Source organism: Clostridium sp. D53t1_180928_C8 (assembly GCF_015667795.1).
Classification (GTDB): Bacteria; Bacillota; Clostridia; order Clostridiales; family Clostridiaceae; genus Clostridium.
This window is the reverse complement of the sequence record NZ_JADPEL010000052.1, coordinates 1-20,146: the sequence shown is the minus strand read 5'-3', so window position 1 is coordinate 20,146 and position 20,146 is coordinate 1. Positions and strand designations below refer to the sequence as shown.

Genomic DNA, 20,146 nt, shown 5'->3' with positions numbered 1-20,146 from the left:
GTTTTTTCTTGTCATTAAAAAACCTCCTAAAAAATCTTTATAGTATATTATTCCAAATCTACCAACTTATCATACAAAAAGAGAGTAGATAGATTTGTGTTTTACACAAATTCATCTACTCTCCCTTTAGAAATATTTTTAACTTTTTTTTCATTTTAAAACTCTCCCCCATGTTACTCTATATTTAGTTATTCTTATTATATCTTATCAAATTAGCTAAATAAAGTTGTTATTATCCAATTTCAGTAAAAACCTCATTTATTTATGATACAGTTCATTCTTAATTATTCTAAAACACTATCAACTTTTATGCTGATAGTGCTTTTTCTACTATATATCTCTTCTAAAATACTTTCCTTCAAAATTAACCATTTCAGTTAACTTATAAGCTTCTTCTCTAGCCTCCTGAACAGTTTTACCTCTTCCAACAACAGATAAAACTCTTCCTCCACTAGTTCTTAAAACTCCATCAACCAATTGAGCTCCAGCTAAGAATACCTTATCTCTTATGCTATCATCAATAGTTATTTCAAAGCCTTTTTCAAAACTTCCTGGATATCCTCCAGATGCTAATACAATATTAACACAAGCTCCATCATACCATTTAGCTTCAACTTCATTTAATCTACTATCTAAAGCTGCTTCAACTAAATCAACTAAATCACTTTCCATTAAAGTTAAAACTGATTGAGTTTCAGGATCTCCCATTCTTACATTGTACTCTAAAAGATAAGTCCCCTTCTTAGTAATCATTAATCCAAAGAAGATAATTCCCTTGAAATCAAATCCTTCTTCTTGAATTCCTTTTAAAGTATTAGCAACTATGTTTTCTTCAAAATCCTTCATTACATCTACAGTAACAAATGGATTTGGTGCTAAAACTCCCATACCACCAGTGTTTGGTCCCTTATCTCCATCAAAGATTTGCTTATGGTCTTTTCCTGATATAAATGGTATTAAAGTCTTACCATCAGTAATAGAAAGAATTGAAGCTTCTACACCATCTAAGAATTCTTCAATAACAACCTTTTGTCCAGCACCTTTGAATATATCTGAAACCATGAAGTCATCAATTGTAGCCATTGCTTCTTCTTTAGTTGCTGCTATAACAACACCTTTACCAGCCGCTAATCCATCTGCTTTAATAACTATTGGATATTCACAGTCTTGTAAGTAAGCTTTAGCTGCATCACACTCAGTAAATGTTCCATATTGAGCTGTTTTAACTCCATATTTCTTCATGAAATCCTTAGAGAAAGCTTTACTGCCTTCTAATTGAGCACCAGCTGCATCTGGTCCAAAGCATCTAAGTCCTGCTGCTTTAAACTTATCAGTTATACCTTTTGTTAATGGATCTTCTGGTCCAACAAAAGTTAAAGCAATATTGTTTTCTCTTGCAAATACTACTAATTCATCTATATCAGTTATATTAATATTTTCACATTTATTTTCAATTGCAGTTCCACCATTACCAGGTGCTACAAATATCTTACTTACCTTTTCACTTTTAGCTAATTTCCAAGCAATAGCATGTTCTCTCCCACCGGAACCAACTAATAATACTTTCATAACTTTACCTCTTTTCTAATATCTTAATAATTATCATATCTCTTTTATTTAATCATTAACTAAGTTAAGTCGCCTAACGGCTAGTTAAGTATTTTAACCTCGCTTCGCTTGTTAAAATGGTTAAGTAATTGCCTTTGGCAATAGTTAAGTATTTTTCAAATCAGCTTTAACCGATTTATTCCTTATGCTGACAACGTCTGCTCTTAACTGTTTCAACAGCATAGCGTATTGAAACTCTTAACTAGCGTAGCGCCTTAACTAGCCGAAGGCGACTTAATTATATTTTAGTGTTTAAAGTGTCTTATTCCTGTCATTACCATAGCAATTCCATGTTCATTACAAGCATCAATTGATTCCTGGTCTCTCATTGAACCACCTGGTTGGATTATAGCTTTAATTCCATATTTAGCACATTCATCAACTATATCTCTAAATGGGAAGAATGCATCTGAAGCTAAGATTGTAGCTCCTTCACCTCTTCTTAAAGCGTCCATTGTAGGCCAAATTCTATTAACTTGTCCTCCACCAATACCTACAGCAACACCATTATGAACTGTTACTATAGCGTTAGACTTAACGTATTTAACAACCTTCATACCAAATAATAAATCTTTCATTTCTTCATCAGTTGGTGCTTTTTCTGTAACAACTTTTATTTCATCAACTAATTGTCTATCTTCTTCTTGAACTAATATTCCACCATCAACTGTTACCATGAACTTTTCATCACATGGTTTAACATTGCATTTTAAAACTCTTAAGTTCTTTTTAGTTCTTAATACTTCTAATGCATCTTCATCATAGTCTGGAGCTGCAATTACTTCTAAGAATATTTTAACCATTTCTTCAGCTGTAGCCTTATCTAACTTTCTGTTAAATGCAACTATTCCACCAAATATTGAAGTTGGATCTACATCGTATGCTTTAGTGTAAGCTTCATATGGAGTCTCACCTATTGCAACACCACATGGAGTGTTATGTTTTAATGCACAGCATGAAGCTTCATCAAATTCATTTGCAACCTTCCATGCTATATCTAAATCTTTAATATTATTGTAAGAAAGCTCTTTACCATTTAATATTTTATAATCATTCATTCCACCATCAAATTCAGTAGAAACGTAGTATGCAGCACTTTGATGTGGATTTTCACCGTATCTTAAGCTTTGTTTCTTTTTGTATGAAACAGATAAGTATTCTGGATATTCTTCTTCATCAGCAAGCATAAAGTTTGAAATAGCTGCATCGTAAGCACTCATTAAGTTAAATACCTTACCTGCTAATTTCTTTCTTAACTTATAGCTAACATCTCCAGTTTCTTTAATTTCAGCCATTACAGCTTCATAATCTGAAGCTTCTGAAATAACAACAACATCTTGGAAGTTCTTAGCTGCTGCTCTAAGCATTGTAGGACCACCGATATCAATGAATTCTACTTTTTCTTCAAAGCTTAAATCTTCTCTAACTTTTTCAAAGAAAGGATATAAATTAACTATTACCATATCAATTGTATCTATATTTCTTTCTTTAATTGTATTCATATGCTCTTCATTATCTCTTATAGCAAGTATTCCTGCATGAATAATTGGGTGAAGAGTCTTAACTCTTCCATCTAGCATTTCTGGGAAGTTAGTAACTTCATTAACTTCAGTTACAGAAACTCCATTTTCCTTTAAGTGCTTATAAGTACCTCCAGTTGAAACAACCTCAACTCCGTTTTCTGCTAAAAACTTTGAAAAATCTAAAACACCAGTCTTATCAAATACACTAATTAATGCTCTTTTTATCATGTAAAAATCCTCCCTATTTTAAAATGTTTACTCTTCCATCTATAATTTCAATTTTACCCCTACTTAATAAATCAATAGCCTTAGGCAATAACTTATGCTCTTCTACCAATACTCTCTTTTGAATATCTTCAGCAGTATCCTCAAAATATACTGGAACTGCCTCTTGAAGTATTATTGCTCCCCCATCTACTTCTTCATTTACAAAGTGAACAGTACATCCAGTAAATCTAACTCCTGAAGTTCTTACTGCATTATGTACATGCATTCCATACATCTTATCTCCACAAAAACTTGGTATAAGTGAAGGATGTATATTTATTATTCTATCTTTAAACGCCTTTAATATTTCCCCATCTAATATTGAAAGATACCCTGCTAAAACTATTAAATCAACTGTCCCCCTAGTTAATTCTAATATTTTATTAGAAGTCTCATTTCCATATTCTTTTCTAGAAACAACATAAGTAGCAATACCCACATTTTTAGCTCTCTCTAAGCCATAAATTCCTTCTTTGCTTCCAATAACCATTTCTACCTTAAAAGTATCTTGTCCATAATCTAAAATTGATTGGAGGTTTGACCCTCCACCAGATACAAGTACTGCTACTTTAAGCAAACTCCTTCACCTCCAGCTGTTACAACACCAATTTCATAAGCTTTTTCACCTAATTCAATAAGTTCTTTAATAACAGCATCAACATCTTTTTCATCAACACATAACACAAAACCAATCCCCATATTGAATGTATTATACATATGATCTCTATTTACACCTTTATTAATCATATCTTCAAAGATTGCTGGTAATGGATAACTATCTTTGTTTATTTCAGCAGTTAATTCTGAACCGTTAAACATTCTTGGAACATTTTCAATAAATCCTCCACCTGTTACATGAGACATACCTTTAATATCAAATTTTTCAATTAAACTTAATATTGGTTTAACATATATCTTAGTTGGAGTGATTAATGTTTTCCAAACTTCTTCACCATTAAATTTTTCATTTAGATCTGTATATAATTTTCTAACTAAAGAGAAACCATTTGAATGTACACCAGATGAAGCTAAACCTATTAACTTATCTCCTGGCTTAATGTTTTTTCCGTTTATTATCTTATCTTTATCAACAATACCTACTGCAAATCCTGCAATATCGTATTCTCCTTCTTTATAGAAACCTGGCATTTCAGCAGTTTCTCCTCCAACTAAAGCACAATCTGACATAACACAACCATCAGAAACACCTTTAACTAAATCAGCAGCAACTTCTGCTTCAAGCTTTCCACAAGCTATATAATCTAAGAAGAATAATGGCTTTGCTCCATGACATAAAATATCATTTACACACATAGCTACACAATCAATTCCAACTGTATCATATTTCTTAGTTTTAAAAGCTAATTCAAGCTTAGTTCCAACACCATCTGTACCAGAAACTAAAACTGGCTTTTTATATCCTTCTGGTAATTCAACCATTCCTGCAAAGCTTCCAAGACCATTTAAAACATATTCACTCATTGTTCTTTGTGCATATTCCTTTATAAGCTTTACTGACTTATAACCTTCTTCTATATTAACTCCAGCCTCTTTATAAGTTATCATTTAAATTACCTACCTTTCAGTTTCTATTGGTGTTGCAACTGGATATACTCCATTGAAACATCCTACACAATATCCTTGGTTTGCATTAAAGCATTTATACATACCATCCATAGTTAAATATCCTAATGAATCACAACCAATTATTTCTCTTATTTCTTCTAATGAATTATTAGCTCCAATAAGTTCTTTTCTATAAGGAGTATCAATTCCAAAATAGCATGGATATTGAACTACTGGTGACGCTACTAAGAAGTGAACCTCTTTTGCCCCAGCTCTTCTTAAAGATTCAACTAAATGCTTTGAAGTAGTTCCTCTTACTATAGAGTCATCTATAAGAATAACTCTCTTATCTTTAATATTTACTTTTAAAGGATTTAATTTTACAGCTACTGCTCTTTCTCTTACTTCTTGAGAAGGAGTAATAAATGTTCTTCCAACGTATCTATTTTTAACAAATCCAGTATCGTAAGGAATACCTGATGCCTTAGCATACCCTATTGCTGCTGGTATACCTGAATCTGGTACTGCAACAACTACATCAGCCTCAATTTGATTTTCTTTATATAGTTGTTCTCCAGCTCTAACTCTTGATTCATGAACATCTAATCCATCAATAATTGAATCTGGTCTAGCAAAGTATATATATTCAAAAGCACAAGTTTGACATTGGGTATTTTCAGAATATCTATATGATTTTATTCCACTTTCATCAATTACTACAATTTCTCCTGGATCAATATCTCTAACTAATTCTGCTCCAATTGCATCTAAAGCACAGCTTTCAGAAGTTAAAACATAACCTTCTTCAATCTTTCCTAGGCAAAGAGGTCTTATTCCATGAGGATCTCTTACACCAATAAGCTTGTTTTCAGTTAATATAACCATTGCAAAAGAACCTCTAACAGCTTGAATAGCATCTAATACAGCTCTTTCAACACCTTTTTTAGCCCCTCTGGCAATTAAGTTAGCAATTACTTCTGAATCAATTGATGTATGGAATACATGTCCACCATCTTCAAGTAATTCTCTTATAACATCAGCATTAACTAATGTTCCATTGTGCGCCATAGCTATTGGCCCTAACTTAGTTTTGCTTAATAATGGCTGTGCATTTTCTATTCTAGTATCACCACTTGTTGAATATCTAACATGTCCAATTGATGCAAATCCTTTTAAGCTATTTATATCATCTTGAGAGAATGCTTCTGTTATAAGTCCCATTCCCTTTTTAATATTTATATCTTCCCCATTTGCAACTGCTATACCAGCACTTTCTTGACCTCTATGTTGAAGCGCATATAGCCCATAATATGCTACTGAAGCAACATCTAATGGTTTGTTAGAGTAAACACCAAATACTCCACATTCATCTTTAAATTTATCATTACTTGGATCCATTATTATATTATCTAACTTTGGACTCATACTCCTACCCCCGTTAATTGACTATTAATAAAAGCCTTTAATTGTTTAAATGATTTATGCCATATAATATATAAAGTGCGAAGCAATTTATTTAGTAATTTATTTCAACTCTTCACATAAATTTTAAACCTAGCTAGTAACTATTCTTGAATTCTCTTTAAAATTTCAACATAAGCATCTTTAACATTACCAAGATCTCTTCTAAATCTATCTTTATCTAACTTTTCTCCAGTAGTTGCATCCCAGAATCTACAAGTATCTGGTGAAATTTCATCTGCTAAAACTATATCTCCATTAAATCTACCGAACTCTAATTTAAAGTCTATTAATCTAATGTTAGATTTTAAGAACATATCTTTTAAAATATCGTTAATTTTAGCTGTTAAAGAGTAAATCTTTTCTAACTCTTCAAAAGTAGTTGCTCCAATACCTACTGCATGATAATCATTTATTAATGGATCTCCTAAAGAATCATCTTTGTATGATAATTCAAATACTGTAGTCTTAAGCTCTGTTCCTTCTTCTAATCCTAATCTCTTAGCCATAGAACCAGCAGCAACATTTCTTACTATTACTTCTAGTGGAACTATTTCAACCTTCTTACATAATTGTTCTCTATCATTTAACTTTTCAATAAAGTGAGTTGGAACTCCCTTTTCATTTAACATTTCAAATAACATTGAAGTAATTGCATTATTTAAAACACCCTTATCTTCGATTTGCCCTTTCTTTTCTCCATTAAAAGCAGTTGCATCATCTTTGTAATAAACTATTACTTCATCAGCCTTATCTGTAGCATATATTTTCTTTGCCTTACCTTCATACATCATTTCTAATTTTTCCATTATAAATCCACTCCTTCACCATTTTCAGATATAAATTTTTCTTTCATTTCTTTTCTATATTCAACTAATTTAGCTTTTAATTCTTTATCATTTACTGAAAGCATTTGTACTGCAAGCATTCCAGCATTATAAGCATTATTTATTCCAACTGTCGCAACTGGAATAGATTTTGGCATTTGTACTATTGAAAATAATGCATCTAAGCCTTCTATTGCCCCCTTACATGGAACTCCTATAACTGGCATTGTAGTTTGAGAAGCAATTACACCTGGTAAGTGTGCTGCAAGACCTGCTCCTGCAATTACAACTTCACATCCTTGTTCCTCAACTTCTCTTAATGTTTCTTCTAACTTTTCTGGAACTCTATGAGCTGATAAAACAAATGCCTTATACTCAATACCAAATTCATTTAAACAGTTAGCTGCTCCTCTCATTATTTCTGTATCAGATTTAGATCCAAAAAATATTGCTACCTTCATAATTTAAAACCTCCGTTTTTTTAACTTACACCTACTTCTTTATATTCGTAGGTGTAAGTTCGACTAACCAAATCGAATATTTGGAGTCTTACTTAAAGTACTTAACGCCAGATTCAAAGATCTTTTGATCAAAGTTTCCTGGTACATTTTTATAAAGATTATCTCCAATTCTTTCAGAATGTCCCATCTTACCAAGAACTCTACCATCTGGACTTGTTATACCTTCTATTCCAAGCATTGATCCATTTGGATTAAATGGCATATCTAATGCTATATTTCCTTTATTATCAACATATTGTGTTGCTACTTGTCCATTTTCAACTAATTGCTTTAATAGTTTTTCTGGAGCAACAAATCTTCCTTCTCCATGAGAAATTGCTACATTATGAATATCTCCAAGTTCAACCCCATTAAACCATGGTGATTTCTTAGAAATAACCTTAGTTTGAATTATTGAACTCATATGTCTATTAATTTCGTTATAAGTTAATGTAGCCATATCTTCTTCAATATCAATTATTTCACCATATGGTACTAATCCTAACTTAATTAATGCTTGGAAGCCGTTACAAATCCCTAACATTAATCCATCTCTATTCTTTAATAAATCCATAACAGCATCTTTAATTCTTTCATTTCTGAATACTGTTGATATAAATTTACCTGAACCATCTGGCTCGTCTCCAGCAGAGAATCCACCTGGTAACATTATTATTTGACTTTCTCTAATTTGCCTTTCTAAGTTTTCAATTGACTCTACAAAAGCATCCTTAGAGTAATTTCTAAATACTAAAGTTTCAGTTTCTGCACCAGCATTTCTAAATGCTCTTTCACAATCATATTCACAGTTTGTTCCTGGGAATACCGGAATTATTACTTTTGGTTTAGCAACCTTTATAATAGGTGAATTTAGATTTACTTTATCAAATAAAACTTCTTCTACTTTTTCATTGCTACTCTTAGTTTTTATCTTAAATACCTTAGATAATTTTTCTTCATAACTTTCTTCTAAAGCACTTAATTTTAAATCTATATCATATTCTTCTGAACTTATTACTTCATCTTTTACTGTGCATCCTATTGCTTTATAAGCGCATGCCTTGAACTCTTCATCTATGTTTACATCAGGCTTAACTTCTAAAACTAAACTTCCGTAGTTTAATCCAAAAAGCTCTTCCTTAGTTAGATTAGAGAACTTAACCCCAATTTTATTTCCAAAAGCCATCTTTGAAAGTGTTTCAGCTACCCCACCAAATTTAACTGATGCTGCTGATATTACCTTACCTTCTAAAATAAGCTCATATAACGTCTCTAAATTCTTCTTATATCCATCAACCTTTAATGTATAATCTTCATTTCTTTCAGCCATTAAGAATACTAATTGTGAACCTGATTCTTTTAATTCAGCACTGATTATATTTTTAGCTTTTTCAACTCCAACTGCAAAAGCTACTAATGTTGGAGGAACATCTATATCTCCAAAGCTTCCAGACATTGAGTCCTTACCACCAATTGCTGGTATTCCTAAATCAATTTGTGCTTGATATGCACCAAGTAATGCTACAAATGGTTTTCCCCATCTTTCTGCATTCTTTCCTAGCTTTTCAAAGTATTCTTGAAGAGTTAATCTTGCTTTTCTATAATCTCCACCGACAGCTGCTAGCTTTGTAACTGCTTCAATTATTGAATAGTACGCCATATGATATGGACTCCATACTCCTAAATCTGGATTAAATCCATAACTCATTATTGTAGCTTCTTTAGATGCTCCATTTAATACTGGAATTTTTGCAACCATTGCTTCTTGTTCTGTATTTGCGTCCTTACCTCCATATGGCATAAGAACTGTTCCCCCACCTATAGTAGAGTCAAATCTTTCAACTAATCCCTTTTGTGAAGCAACATTTAATTTCTTTAAGTTATTTATCCATTCTTCCTTAACATCTATGTCCCCAACTGCTAAAGGATATTCACCTGGCAATTTAACTTCTACATTAGTTACTTGTCTTGCCCCATTTGTATCTAAGAAGCTTCTTTTTAAGTTAACTATTTCTTTACCTCTCCAATACATTCTTAATCTTTCCGTATCAGTAACCTTTGCAACTACTACAGCTTCTAAATTTTCTTCTGAAGATAAATCTATAAATCTTTCTACATCTTCTTTATTAACTACTACTGCCATTCTTTCTTGTGACTCAGATATTGCAATTTCAGTTCCATCTAAACCTTCATACTTCTTAGGTACTTTATCTAAATTAATATCTAAACCTCTAGTTAATTCTCCGATTGCAACTGAAACTCCACCTGCACCAAAGTCATTACATCTTTTTATCATCTTTGCAACTTCAGCATTTCTGAATAATCTTTGGATTTTTCTTTCTGTAGGTGCATTACCCTTTTGAACTTCTGCGCCACATTCATTTATTGAATCTTCTGTATGCTCTTTTGATGAACCTGTAGCTCCACCAACACCATCTCTTCCTGTTCTTCCCCCAAGAAGAATTACTATATCTCCAGCCTTAGGCTCTTCTCTTACTACATTTTCCTTTGGAGCTGCTGCTATAACTGCACCAACTTCCATTCTCTTAGCAACATAATTTGAATGATATACCTCTGAAACTTGTCCAGTTGCTAAGCCAATTTGATTTCCATATGAACTATAACCATGTGCTGCTCCTAAAGTAATAGTTCTTTGTGGTAACTTACCTTTTATTGTATCTTCTACCGGAACTGTTGGATCAGCTGCACCAGTAACTCTCATTGCTTGATATACATATGTTCTACCCGAAAGTGGATCTCTTATAGCTCCTCCTAAACAAGTTGCTGCACCACCAAAAGGTTCAATTTCAGTTGGGTGATTGTGTGTTTCATTCTTAAACATCACTAAGTATTCTTCATTACCCTTATCTGTTTCTATGTTAACTTTTATTGAACAAGCATTTATTTCTTCAGAAATGTCTAAGTCATCTAACATTCCTCTTTTTCTCATTTCCTTCATAGTAATAACTGCTATATCCATTAATGTTTCGTCTCTATCAGTTTCTCCATAAACAAAACCTCTTGATTTTAAATATGCTTCATATGACTTTTGAGCTGCATTATTTAACTCACCTATTTCAAAAGTTACATCTTCAATTGCAGTACTAAATGTTGTGTGTCTGCAGTGATCTGACCAATAAGTATCAATTACTTTTATTTCCGTAATTGTTGGTACTTTTTCTTCGCTTTTGAAGTAGTCTCTTATCATTACTAAGTCATCAATGCTCATTGCAAGACCTAATTCCTTATGAAACTCTTCTATTTGTTTTCTATCCTTATTAACAAAGTCATTAAGTATTTCTACATCGTTAGGTTCTGCTAATTTTGAAGAAAGTTCAATATTGTCTATTGCTACTTCTCTAGAATCTACTGGATTTATATAATAACTTTTTATTTTATTTACTTCATCTTCAGTTAAATTACCTTTTAAGACTATTACTTTTGCTGATTTTACTTCTACTCTATCTTCAGCCCCTAATAACCCGATACATTCTGATGCTGAATCAGCTCTTTGATCATATTGTCCTGGTAAAAATTCTACTGCAAATGCTACTTCGTCTTCATTTATTGGAAGAATTTCTTCGTATAAATTATCTACTGTTTTTTCAGCAAATATTGTATATAAAGATTTTTTATAATACTCTTCTTTCATTTCACCTAATATATATTTATTGATTACTCTTACTTCTTGAAGATTATCTATTCTTAAATTACTTTTAAAATCTTCCATAAGACTTTTAGCTTCAACATTAAAACCATGTTTCTTTTCTACAAAAATGCACTTAAACCCTAACATCCTATACCTCCACCTTTAAAACACGAACATTTTCTCCATTTTTATATTTATTCTTCGTATTAATTAAATATTACCAATTGATTTTATATTTGTCAACTTTATTAAGTGTTTTTTAACATATTTTTCGTTATATAAACGAATTTTATCATTATTTTATTAAATTTAATTCGTGTTATTAGTTTTTTTTTATTAAATTCATTACTTTATTTAGAAATTTTAAAGTATGAATAATATAAAAATTTGTAATACTATAAGAGTAAATTACATATTTAATCTAAATTTAGTAAAGTTAAGGAGTGTTTTTATGAGAGTCCCTAAACATATTGGTATTATTCCTGATGGTAATAGACGTTGGGCAGAAAATAATGGTCTTTCTAAAGAAAAAGGATATAACATTGGTATTAACCCTGGCCTTTTATTATTTAAATTATGTCAAAAGCTCGGTATTGAAGAAATAACCTACTATGGATTTACTACTGATAATACTAAAAGACCAAAAGATCAAAAAAATGCATTTACCCAAGCTTGTATTGATGCTGTAAATTTACTTTCTCACGAAGATGCTGAATTATTAGTTGTAGGTAATACGGAATCTCCTTGTTTTCCCCCTGAATTATTGCCCTTTACAAAAAGAAAAACATTTGGAAAAGGAGGTTTAAAAGTGAATTTTTTAGTAAACTATGGCTGGGAATGGGATTTAAATTTATCAAGACAAACATATAAGAAAAGAAATAATCTTGATTTAGTTCTTCATTCTGAAGATATTTCTAGAATTGACTTAATAATTCGTTGGGGTGGAAGAAGACGCTTAAGTGGATTTTTACCAATTCAATCCGTTTATTCTGATTTTTATGTAGTTAATGATTATTGGCCTGATTTCAAACCTCAACATGTTTATGATGCGTTAGAATGGTATTCTTCACAAGATATAACATTAGGTGGCTAATATTTAAATTGAGGATGTGTTGTTATGAAAAAAGCTATTGTTATTGGTGGCGGTATTGGAGGTTTATCTATTGCTGCTAGACTTTTACATAAAGGTTTTAAGGTAGAGCTTTATGAAAAGAATAGTTCTATTGGTGGTAAAACTAATACATTAAAGCTTGGTGATTTTAAATTTGACTTAACCGCTTCTTTATTGATGATTCCTACTGATTATATTGACCTTTTTAAATATTGTGATAAAGATTATAAAAACTATTTTTCATTAATTCCTATTAATCCACTTTATAAAGTATTTTATGATGATGGTACTAATTACAGTTTTTCAACATCTTATCCCGACCTTTGCCAAACTATAAATAAAATAACAAATAATAATTTAAAAGATAAATATTCTTATTTTAACTTTTTATCTCTTAACTATAAACGATATTTAATAGCAGAAAGCTATTTTTTAAATGCTCCATTTATAAAAAATAATGATTTTTTTAATCCTTATACATTAAATGAAGTTTATAAGCTTCATACTTTAAAATCCTGTTATAGGGACTGCACTAAATTTATATCATCTAAAAAGTTAATAAACTATATTATGTTTCAATCCATGTACGTAGGGGTATCCCCTTATAGTTCACCTAATATTTATAACCTAATCCCTACTGCAACTCAATATAATGGTCTTTATTACATAAAAGGTGGTATGTATTCATATATAGATTCATTAAGAAGATTAGTTTTAGATTTAGGCGGTAAAATTAATCTTTCATGTCCTGTTGATGAAATTTTATTTAAAAATAATACTGCTATAGGAGTTAAAATTAAAAAACACTCTCTATATAGCGACTTAGTAGTTTGTTCCAGTGATTATTGCTACTCAATTGATAATTTAATAAAACCTGAAAGTATTAAATCAAACTTAGAGCCTACTACTAAATTCCAGCAATCATGTTCTACATTTATATTGTATTTAGCTTTAGATAAGAAGTATCCATCACTTAATATCCATAATATTTTTATAAATAAAAACTTTAAAGAAAATTTAGAAGCACCTTTTAAAGGAATGCTTTCTTCTGATCCATCATTATATATTTATTGTCCTAGTTCTATAGATTCCACACTTTGTCCAATAAATTGTGAAACTATTAATGTAATGGTGAGAGTTCCTAATTTATTTTATAACAATATATCTTGGACTAATGATAATATTATTTCTTTAGAAAATAAATTATTAAATATAGTTTCAAAAATTCCTGGATTGGAAGATATTAAGTCACATATTATATTTAAAGATAGACTAACTCCATTAGATTTTAAAAACATATTTAATACTACTTCAGGTTCTGCATTTGGAATAAGTCATAATTTAAATCAAAGCTTAATTTTTAGACCTCAATGTACCTTACCTAATATTCAGAATTTGTATTTTACAGGTGCTTCAGTACATCCTGGGAATGGTGTATCTATGGTATTAAAATCATCTAAAATTTGCGCAAATTTAATTAAGCTTTAATTATAAAAAAAGGTTGTATCAAATTTATAATATTTTATTTTGATACAACCTCAATTTTAAATTTTATTATTTAATTATTTTGATGAATTATCAGATTTCTTCTTTCTAGTGAACATAAATGCTCCACCTGCAACAACTAAAATAGCACCTACTATTAATATATAAACAGTATTTGTTCCACCTGTCTTTGGAAGCTTTGAATTTGATGTTGTTTTATCATCATCTTTATTATTACTTCCATTATTAGTTTCACTCTTTGTAGTATCATTTGATGCTATTTTCAAATCTGAAATTGCACTCTTTAAATTTTCTTCAGCTTTTGCAATTTCCTTCTCTGTTGCATCTTCATTTTTCATTACTTTATCTGCTTCTTCTACTGCTTTTTCAACTGCTCTCCAGCTTGCTCTTGTATACTTGCTAGAATCTAGAGATTGTGCTTTATTGATTAAATCATTTAAAGCATCCTTATTTGGTTTTAATCTTAATTTTAAGAATTCTCTTAATAATCCTTCATAAGATTTTGCAACTTCTTCTTCTAAAGCATTTTCATCAGCAACTACTGCTTTTGACGCTTCTAAAACTGTAGCTAAACTTTCCCAAGTTTTTGATATATATTTACTTGAATCTAAAGCTTCAATTTTTTCTATTAAACTTACTAATTGAGTTTTATCTCCCTTATTAAAAGATAACATTTGCATTACTTCGCTTAATCTATCAAATGATGCATTTACTTCTTCTTGAGTAGCCTTATTATTTGCTAATAATTCTTTAGCTTCAGCAAGTGCAGCTTTAAATTCTTTAACAACTGCAGGTACAACATTTTCAAGATCAGCTTCTGATACTTTTTCAGCCTCTTCTACAGCTATTTCTAAATGCATCTTAAATACATTTTCAGTATCTTCTTCTTTTTCTTCTAAAGCTTTAATAGCTTCCTCTAATTCAGCTTTTGCAGTTGCAACATCTTCATTAGTTGCATCTTCATTAACTAAAACTATATTAGCTTTTTCTAATGCTGATTCTAAATTAGCCCAAGTTTCTACTGTGTAATCATCTTTAATTAAAAGCTCTGCACTATCAACTACAGCTTGTAACTCTGATTTATCAACAGTTTCTGTTGGTGGAACCTCTTCATCTCCAATTACAAAGCTTACGCTTATAGGTACTAATGAAGTATTTCCAGCTGCATCTATAGCAACTACTTTAACTGTATATTTAGCACCTTCTTCTAATCCTTCAATTGTATAGTTTAATCCATCTACCTTATCTTTAAGAGTTCCATTTACATAAACCTTATATCCAACTACGCCAACATTATCAGTTGCTTCACTCCATGAGATTTCAGCACTTGTCTTTGAAGTAGCCTCTACAGATATTTCCTCTATATTGCTTGGTCTTTCTGTATCTACAGCTAATTCTGTTTTTACAGTTACAGATTCAAATGCTGTTGATTTTCCAGCCTCATTTACAGCTTTAACAGTAAAGTTATATTCAGTATCTGCAGTTAAGTCATTAACCCTATAGTAATTATTAACTGTCTCACCAATTTTAGCTTCACCTTCATAAACTTCATAAATTGATGCTCCATCTATTGAAGACCATGTAAGAACTAATGTCTTGCTTTCAACTCCAATTGCTTCAACCTTAGCGCTATCTGGGATTACTGGCCCTTGTGCTTCTTGAGCAACTAATCCATTTGCTTTTTCTCTAAGCGCTGCTAAAGAACTTGTTATATTTTCAACTGTTGCATCATCATTATTAATAACAGCTACAGCGTTATCGTATGCAGTTTTAAACTTGCTCCATGTTTCTGCTGTATAATTAGCTTCAACTTTATTACTATGTGATTCTATTTCTGTTTGTAATTCTGACTTATCAACTATATTACTAGTAACTGCCTTAAATACTTTAAAATAATCTAAGTTAACTTGAGTTTTTCCATCTCTATCTACAGCAGTCATAACGATAGTGTGTTCACCATCTTCTAATTCCTTAAATGCTGCAACTAATTGTTGGTCATCACCAGTACCACTTCCTGCTAATGAGAAGTTTCCTTTAGCTTCTCCATCTATTGAAATATCGAAGCTTGAGAAGTTTGAGTGCTTTTGAGAGTAAACTTCTATTCCTGTTCCAGTGAATGTATAAGTTGCTGTTGAACCTGTAGTTGATTCTGTTTTAGTTCCACCATGGTGTCTATCTGCTTCACCAGCCCAAACTGACCAATTTCCACCCCATGTTATATCAGGATTTTTAGTGTTATCCTTATATTCATCTTCAACTATAACCTCTTCAGAAGTTACTGTTGGAAGTACTACCTTTATATCAATTGAACCACTTACAGAAGCATCTTCTTTTGAAGTAGCTGTTACTGTAACAGTTCCATTAACATTTTTAGTTGTTAATACTCCATTTTCATCAATAGTTGCAATAGTAGAATCATTTACTGACCATGTTACTTCCTTATTGTTTATTTCACTTGGAAGCACTGTAGCAACCATTTTAACTGAACTATTTTCTTTGCTTATTGTTGTTATTCCAGACTTAGTTCCAACTGAAACTGAAGTTGGTTTTTGAATTTGTGAATCTAATACTTTAAATGCATCAAGCTCTACCTTTGTTTTTCTTGATGCTTCTGATTTAGTATCAGTTGCTCTAACTGTAATTGTATGCTTACCATACTCTAAGTCATCTTTAGAGAATATAGTTACTTTTCTTACTGTTGATGGGCTATAAGTATCAACCTCACCTATAACTTTTTCATCAATGCTTATTTCAAACTTACCTCTATCAGCATTTGTACAAGTAATAACTTCTATTCCTGTACCCACAAATGTTAATGTAGCTGTTTCAGTTCCAACTGGATCTTCAATATACTTAATTGTTCCATCATGATTTACAGCTTCACTCCAATTACCCCAGTTACCAGAATAAACAATACGTGAATCTCTATCATCAATATATCCAGCCATATTTCTTAAATCATTTACTTTTACAGCTTCAGATATTTTTGTTTCTTTTCCACTTATATTTGCAGAAACCATATAACTAAATGAACCTAATATATCTTTTGCATCAGTATCCTTAAAGCTTACTTCTTTAATATTTTTTGCTACGGTTATAACATCCCCATTGCCAATTTGACGATATACATTATAAGTAACATCATCACCTTCTATAGCATTCCATTCTAAGTTTACAGAATTACTTTCTATTCTCTCTGCAGCTAATCCAGTAGGTGCATCTGAAAGTTCTTCTCTTCCTGGAATTTCAGTTATAGTGTAAGTTTCATTTATTTCTGTATTAAATGAAATCTTATCTTCTTCAACTATTGTAAATTCTATATTTTCTCCCTTAGAGTTAGTTACTTTAGCAAGGTTTAATCCATCATATTTAACTACTGCTTCTCCACCATTTTTAGATGTAACAGTTAATTCATATGCTTTTCCATTTTCCCACTTAGCTCCAACCTCAAAATTTCCTCTTGCAAGTAAACCATCATATGAACCATTAGCCCATACATCTGGAAGTGCAGGTAAGAAGTTTATATATCCCATGTTACTTTGCATTAACATTTCAGATATTCCAGCTGTTGCTCCAAAGTTACCATCGATTTGGAAAGGTGGGTGTGCATCCCAAAGGTTAGAATAAGTTCCTCCCCCACCTGCTTGTCCTGTTCCAACTCTCTTTAATTGCTTAGTTATCAATTCATAAGCCTTATTACCTTGACCCGCTCTAGCCCAAGTATTAATTCTTTGACCCATTCCCCATCCAGTAGATACATCTGTTCTATTATTTAATGATACTAAAGCAGCATCTAATAACTCTGGTGTTTCAACTGAAATAGAATCTCCAGGGAATAATCCTAAAAGGTGAGACATATGTCTATGTCCATATCCTTCACTTGGAATACTGTTTAAAGTAGTTTCTTCATACCATTCTTTAATTTGACCATCATCACCAATTTGAATTGGATCTAATTTAGATTGAGTATCTTTCCAATCCTCAACTAAGTCTAAATCTACACCTAATTTTTCTGCAGCTGTAATTGTGTCATCATATAATTGCCATATTAATGTTTGTTCATATGTGTTACCAACTGTTCTTGGTCCATGTTCTGGAGAGTAAGTTGGTGAAGAAACCATTCTTTGTTGAACTTCATCCCATACTAACATATTTTCATATAATTTTACTTCTTCTTTCATTATTGGATAAATAATATTTCTCATATACTCAACATCACCAGTATATTCATACATTTCCCAAACATTTTGTAATATCCACGGCACTGCCGCTGGAGACCATCCCCAGTCAAAGCTCCAACCTGGACAAGTCCATCCAAATGGAGTGTTTTGAGTATGAGCCATAAATCCATTTTGTTCTATATATTCTCCATTTTCATCCTTAGCACTTTCTACACCAGCATAAATTCTTGCTGTTTCACGACCTGGCTCTCTTAGTGAATCAATATAATTAACTAATGGAGTAGCACATTCAGCCATATTTGTAGAATAAGTTGGCCAATAATTCATTTGAAGATTTACATTCATATGATAATCTGAACTCCAAGCAGGATCATTCTTATTATTCCAAACCCCTTGTAAGTTAGCTGGAAGTTGTGAGTCTTCTCTTGAAGATGAAATAGTTAAATACCTTCCATATTGGAAGAACATTACCTCAAGTGCTCTTCTAGCCTCTTCAGATACTGTATTATTACCATATCCACTTAAAAGTTCATCTGTTGGAATATTAGGTAATGCTTGTCCTAATTTTAAATCAACTCTATCAAAAATACTTTTGTAATCAGATATATGCTCTGCTTTTACTTGATCATAACTTTTGTTATTTAAAGCTTTAATTACTTCAGAAACTCTGCTATCTAATTCATCTTCTGTTTCTCCTGTACGATAAATTGGATAATCATTTTTATAATCTGTAGCTGCTGATATATAAATTGTTGCTGAAGTTGCTTCTTCTATTGTTAGCTTATTATCTCCTTCAATAATATTTCCACCATCACTTATAACCTTTAATTGAGAATTATATTTTAACTGATTATCAGAAACCTGACCTTTTAATGTTATAGTATCATTTCCTACTATTGTAGTTGCACCTTGTTTTGAGGGAAAACTTACATCAAAACTTAGTTTTTCTTTACCATTAGCCTCAACTCTTATAGCCATAACATTATCTGGATGGCTCACAAAATATTCTCTATTATATTGTGTATCTCCTTCTGTATAACTTACAGTTGAAATTGCATTTTTTAAATTAAGATCACGTACATAGTTTGTAACATTACTTTCATTAATTCCTTTAAAATTAAGATTTATTTCCCCCCAAGCTTGATAAGCTCCATAACCATTACTAGTACCAACTAATTGATTACATAACGCACTAGCTTTAGAATCTCCTTCTGCTGTATGAAGTGCAAATAACTCTCTAATTTCTTGCAATACCTCATACATTGCTTTACCATTACTAGCAGTTTCTAAATTACCGCCATTATAATTAGAGCGACTTTCACTTGGTCCACCTGTCCAAAGTGTCTTTTCATTAAATGTTATACGTTCATTAATAATTTCTCCGTATACATTTCCTCCAATATCACCATTTCCTATAGGCAATGTATACTCTTGCCACATATTGTCTTCCGTAAGATTTGCTGCACCTTGAGATGCTGGTTTTGTATACCACATTCTCAAATCGTTTTCGTTAAAGCTATAATTTTTTTCTAATTTAGTTTCCGCAAAGGTTGTCTGATATAATGATGTAACTATCATCGTACTTAGCATTGCAGCTAAAATTCTTTTTCCTCTTTTCCTCATAAAAATTACCCCGCTTTTTTCATCATTTTTTTGCTTTTTAGTACAAAATCCCCCTCCTCATATTTAATTCTCCTAATTTAACTACACCGATTATTTTTATAAATAAGCATTTTTTATTTCTGTTTAACTTACATGTTATTCCATTTATCTTCATGCTAACAAATCTAAATATCTTGGTCAATGTAATCGCAACTTTATTACATATTTAACCAATATCTTGCTGTTTTTATATTAAACCCACTTTAACAATCAGGACCACCCGTAAAACGGGTGGTTTGCTCTACGCCTATAAGGCTCTGTTACTGGCCGTGCTACTCGCACGTC

The 20,146-nt window shown here is 31.3% G+C and carries 11 protein-coding genes; 2 read left to right on the top strand and 9 right to left on the bottom strand.

Annotation, left to right across the window (positions count from 1 at the left end; all coding sequences use genetic code 11):
• Nucleotides 1–330 precede the first annotated feature (330 nt).
• From purD to I4V51_RS17785, 8 genes are all read right to left on the bottom strand, one after another.
• A complete protein-coding gene (purD, locus tag I4V51_RS17820) occupies nucleotides 331–1,569 on the bottom strand; it encodes a phosphoribosylamine--glycine ligase (RefSeq protein ID WP_195989784.1) in 1,239 nt (412 codons plus the stop codon).
• A gap of 284 nt (nucleotides 1,570–1,853) precedes the next feature.
• A complete protein-coding gene (gene purH / locus I4V51_RS17815; RefSeq protein ID WP_195989783.1) occupies nucleotides 1,854–3,359 on the bottom strand; it encodes a bifunctional phosphoribosylaminoimidazolecarboxamide formyltransferase/IMP cyclohydrolase in 1,506 nt (501 codons plus the stop codon).
• A 13-nt stretch (nucleotides 3,360–3,372) separates the two neighbouring features.
• The gene (gene purN, locus I4V51_RS17810; protein WP_195989782.1) at nucleotides 3,373–3,975 is read right to left on the bottom strand and encodes a phosphoribosylglycinamide formyltransferase; all 603 of its coding nucleotides are present in this window, start codon (nucleotides 3,973–3,975) and stop codon (nucleotides 3,373–3,375) included.
• On the bottom strand, nucleotides 3,963–4,964 hold the full coding sequence (purM, locus tag I4V51_RS17805; RefSeq protein ID WP_195989781.1) for a phosphoribosylformylglycinamidine cyclo-ligase: 1,002 nt from the start codon (nucleotides 4,962–4,964) through the stop codon (nucleotides 3,963–3,965). The genes purN and purM overlap by 13 nt, the downstream gene beginning before the upstream one ends.
• 9 nt (nucleotides 4,965–4,973) lie before the next feature.
• The gene (gene purF, locus I4V51_RS17800; RefSeq protein ID WP_195989780.1) at nucleotides 4,974–6,389 is read right to left on the bottom strand and encodes an amidophosphoribosyltransferase; all 1,416 of its coding nucleotides are present in this window, start codon (nucleotides 6,387–6,389) and stop codon (nucleotides 4,974–4,976) included.
• 140 nt (nucleotides 6,390–6,529) lie between these two features.
• Complete coding sequence (gene purC / locus I4V51_RS17795) at nucleotides 6,530–7,234, bottom strand: phosphoribosylaminoimidazolesuccinocarboxamide synthase (protein WP_195989779.1); 705 nt, start codon at nucleotides 7,232–7,234, stop codon at nucleotides 6,530–6,532.
• Nucleotides 7,234–7,713 (bottom strand): 5-(carboxyamino)imidazole ribonucleotide mutase, encoded by a 480-nt coding sequence (gene purE / locus I4V51_RS17790; RefSeq protein ID WP_195989778.1) that lies wholly within the window; start codon nucleotides 7,711–7,713, stop codon nucleotides 7,234–7,236. Before purE ends, purC begins: the two co-directional genes overlap by 1 nt.
• An 88-nt stretch (nucleotides 7,714–7,801) precedes the next feature.
• Nucleotides 7,802–11,548, bottom strand: coding sequence for a phosphoribosylformylglycinamidine synthase (locus I4V51_RS17785; RefSeq protein WP_195989777.1), 3,747 nt, complete (start codon nucleotides 11,546–11,548; stop codon nucleotides 7,802–7,804).
• A gap of 304 nt (nucleotides 11,549–11,852) precedes the next feature.
• Here I4V51_RS17785 and I4V51_RS17780 point away from each other — a divergent pair, with 304 nt between their 5' ends.
• Nucleotides 11,853–12,494: an undecaprenyl diphosphate synthase family protein gene (locus tag I4V51_RS17780; RefSeq protein WP_195989776.1), complete on the top strand. Its 642-nt coding sequence runs from the start codon at nucleotides 11,853–11,855 to the stop codon at nucleotides 12,492–12,494.
• A gap of 24 nt (nucleotides 12,495–12,518) precedes the next feature.
• Entirely contained in the window at nucleotides 12,519–14,000 is a 1,482-nt protein-coding gene (gene crtI / locus I4V51_RS17775) for a phytoene desaturase family protein (RefSeq protein WP_195989775.1), read from the top strand.
• 74 nt (nucleotides 14,001–14,074) lie between these two features.
• Here crtI and I4V51_RS17770 read toward each other — a convergent pair whose 3' ends face one another.
• Nucleotides 14,075–19,822: a glycoside hydrolase N-terminal domain-containing protein gene (locus I4V51_RS17770; protein WP_195989774.1), complete on the bottom strand. Its 5,748-nt coding sequence runs from the start codon at nucleotides 19,820–19,822 to the stop codon at nucleotides 14,075–14,077.
• Nucleotides 19,823–20,146 lie beyond the last annotated feature (324 nt).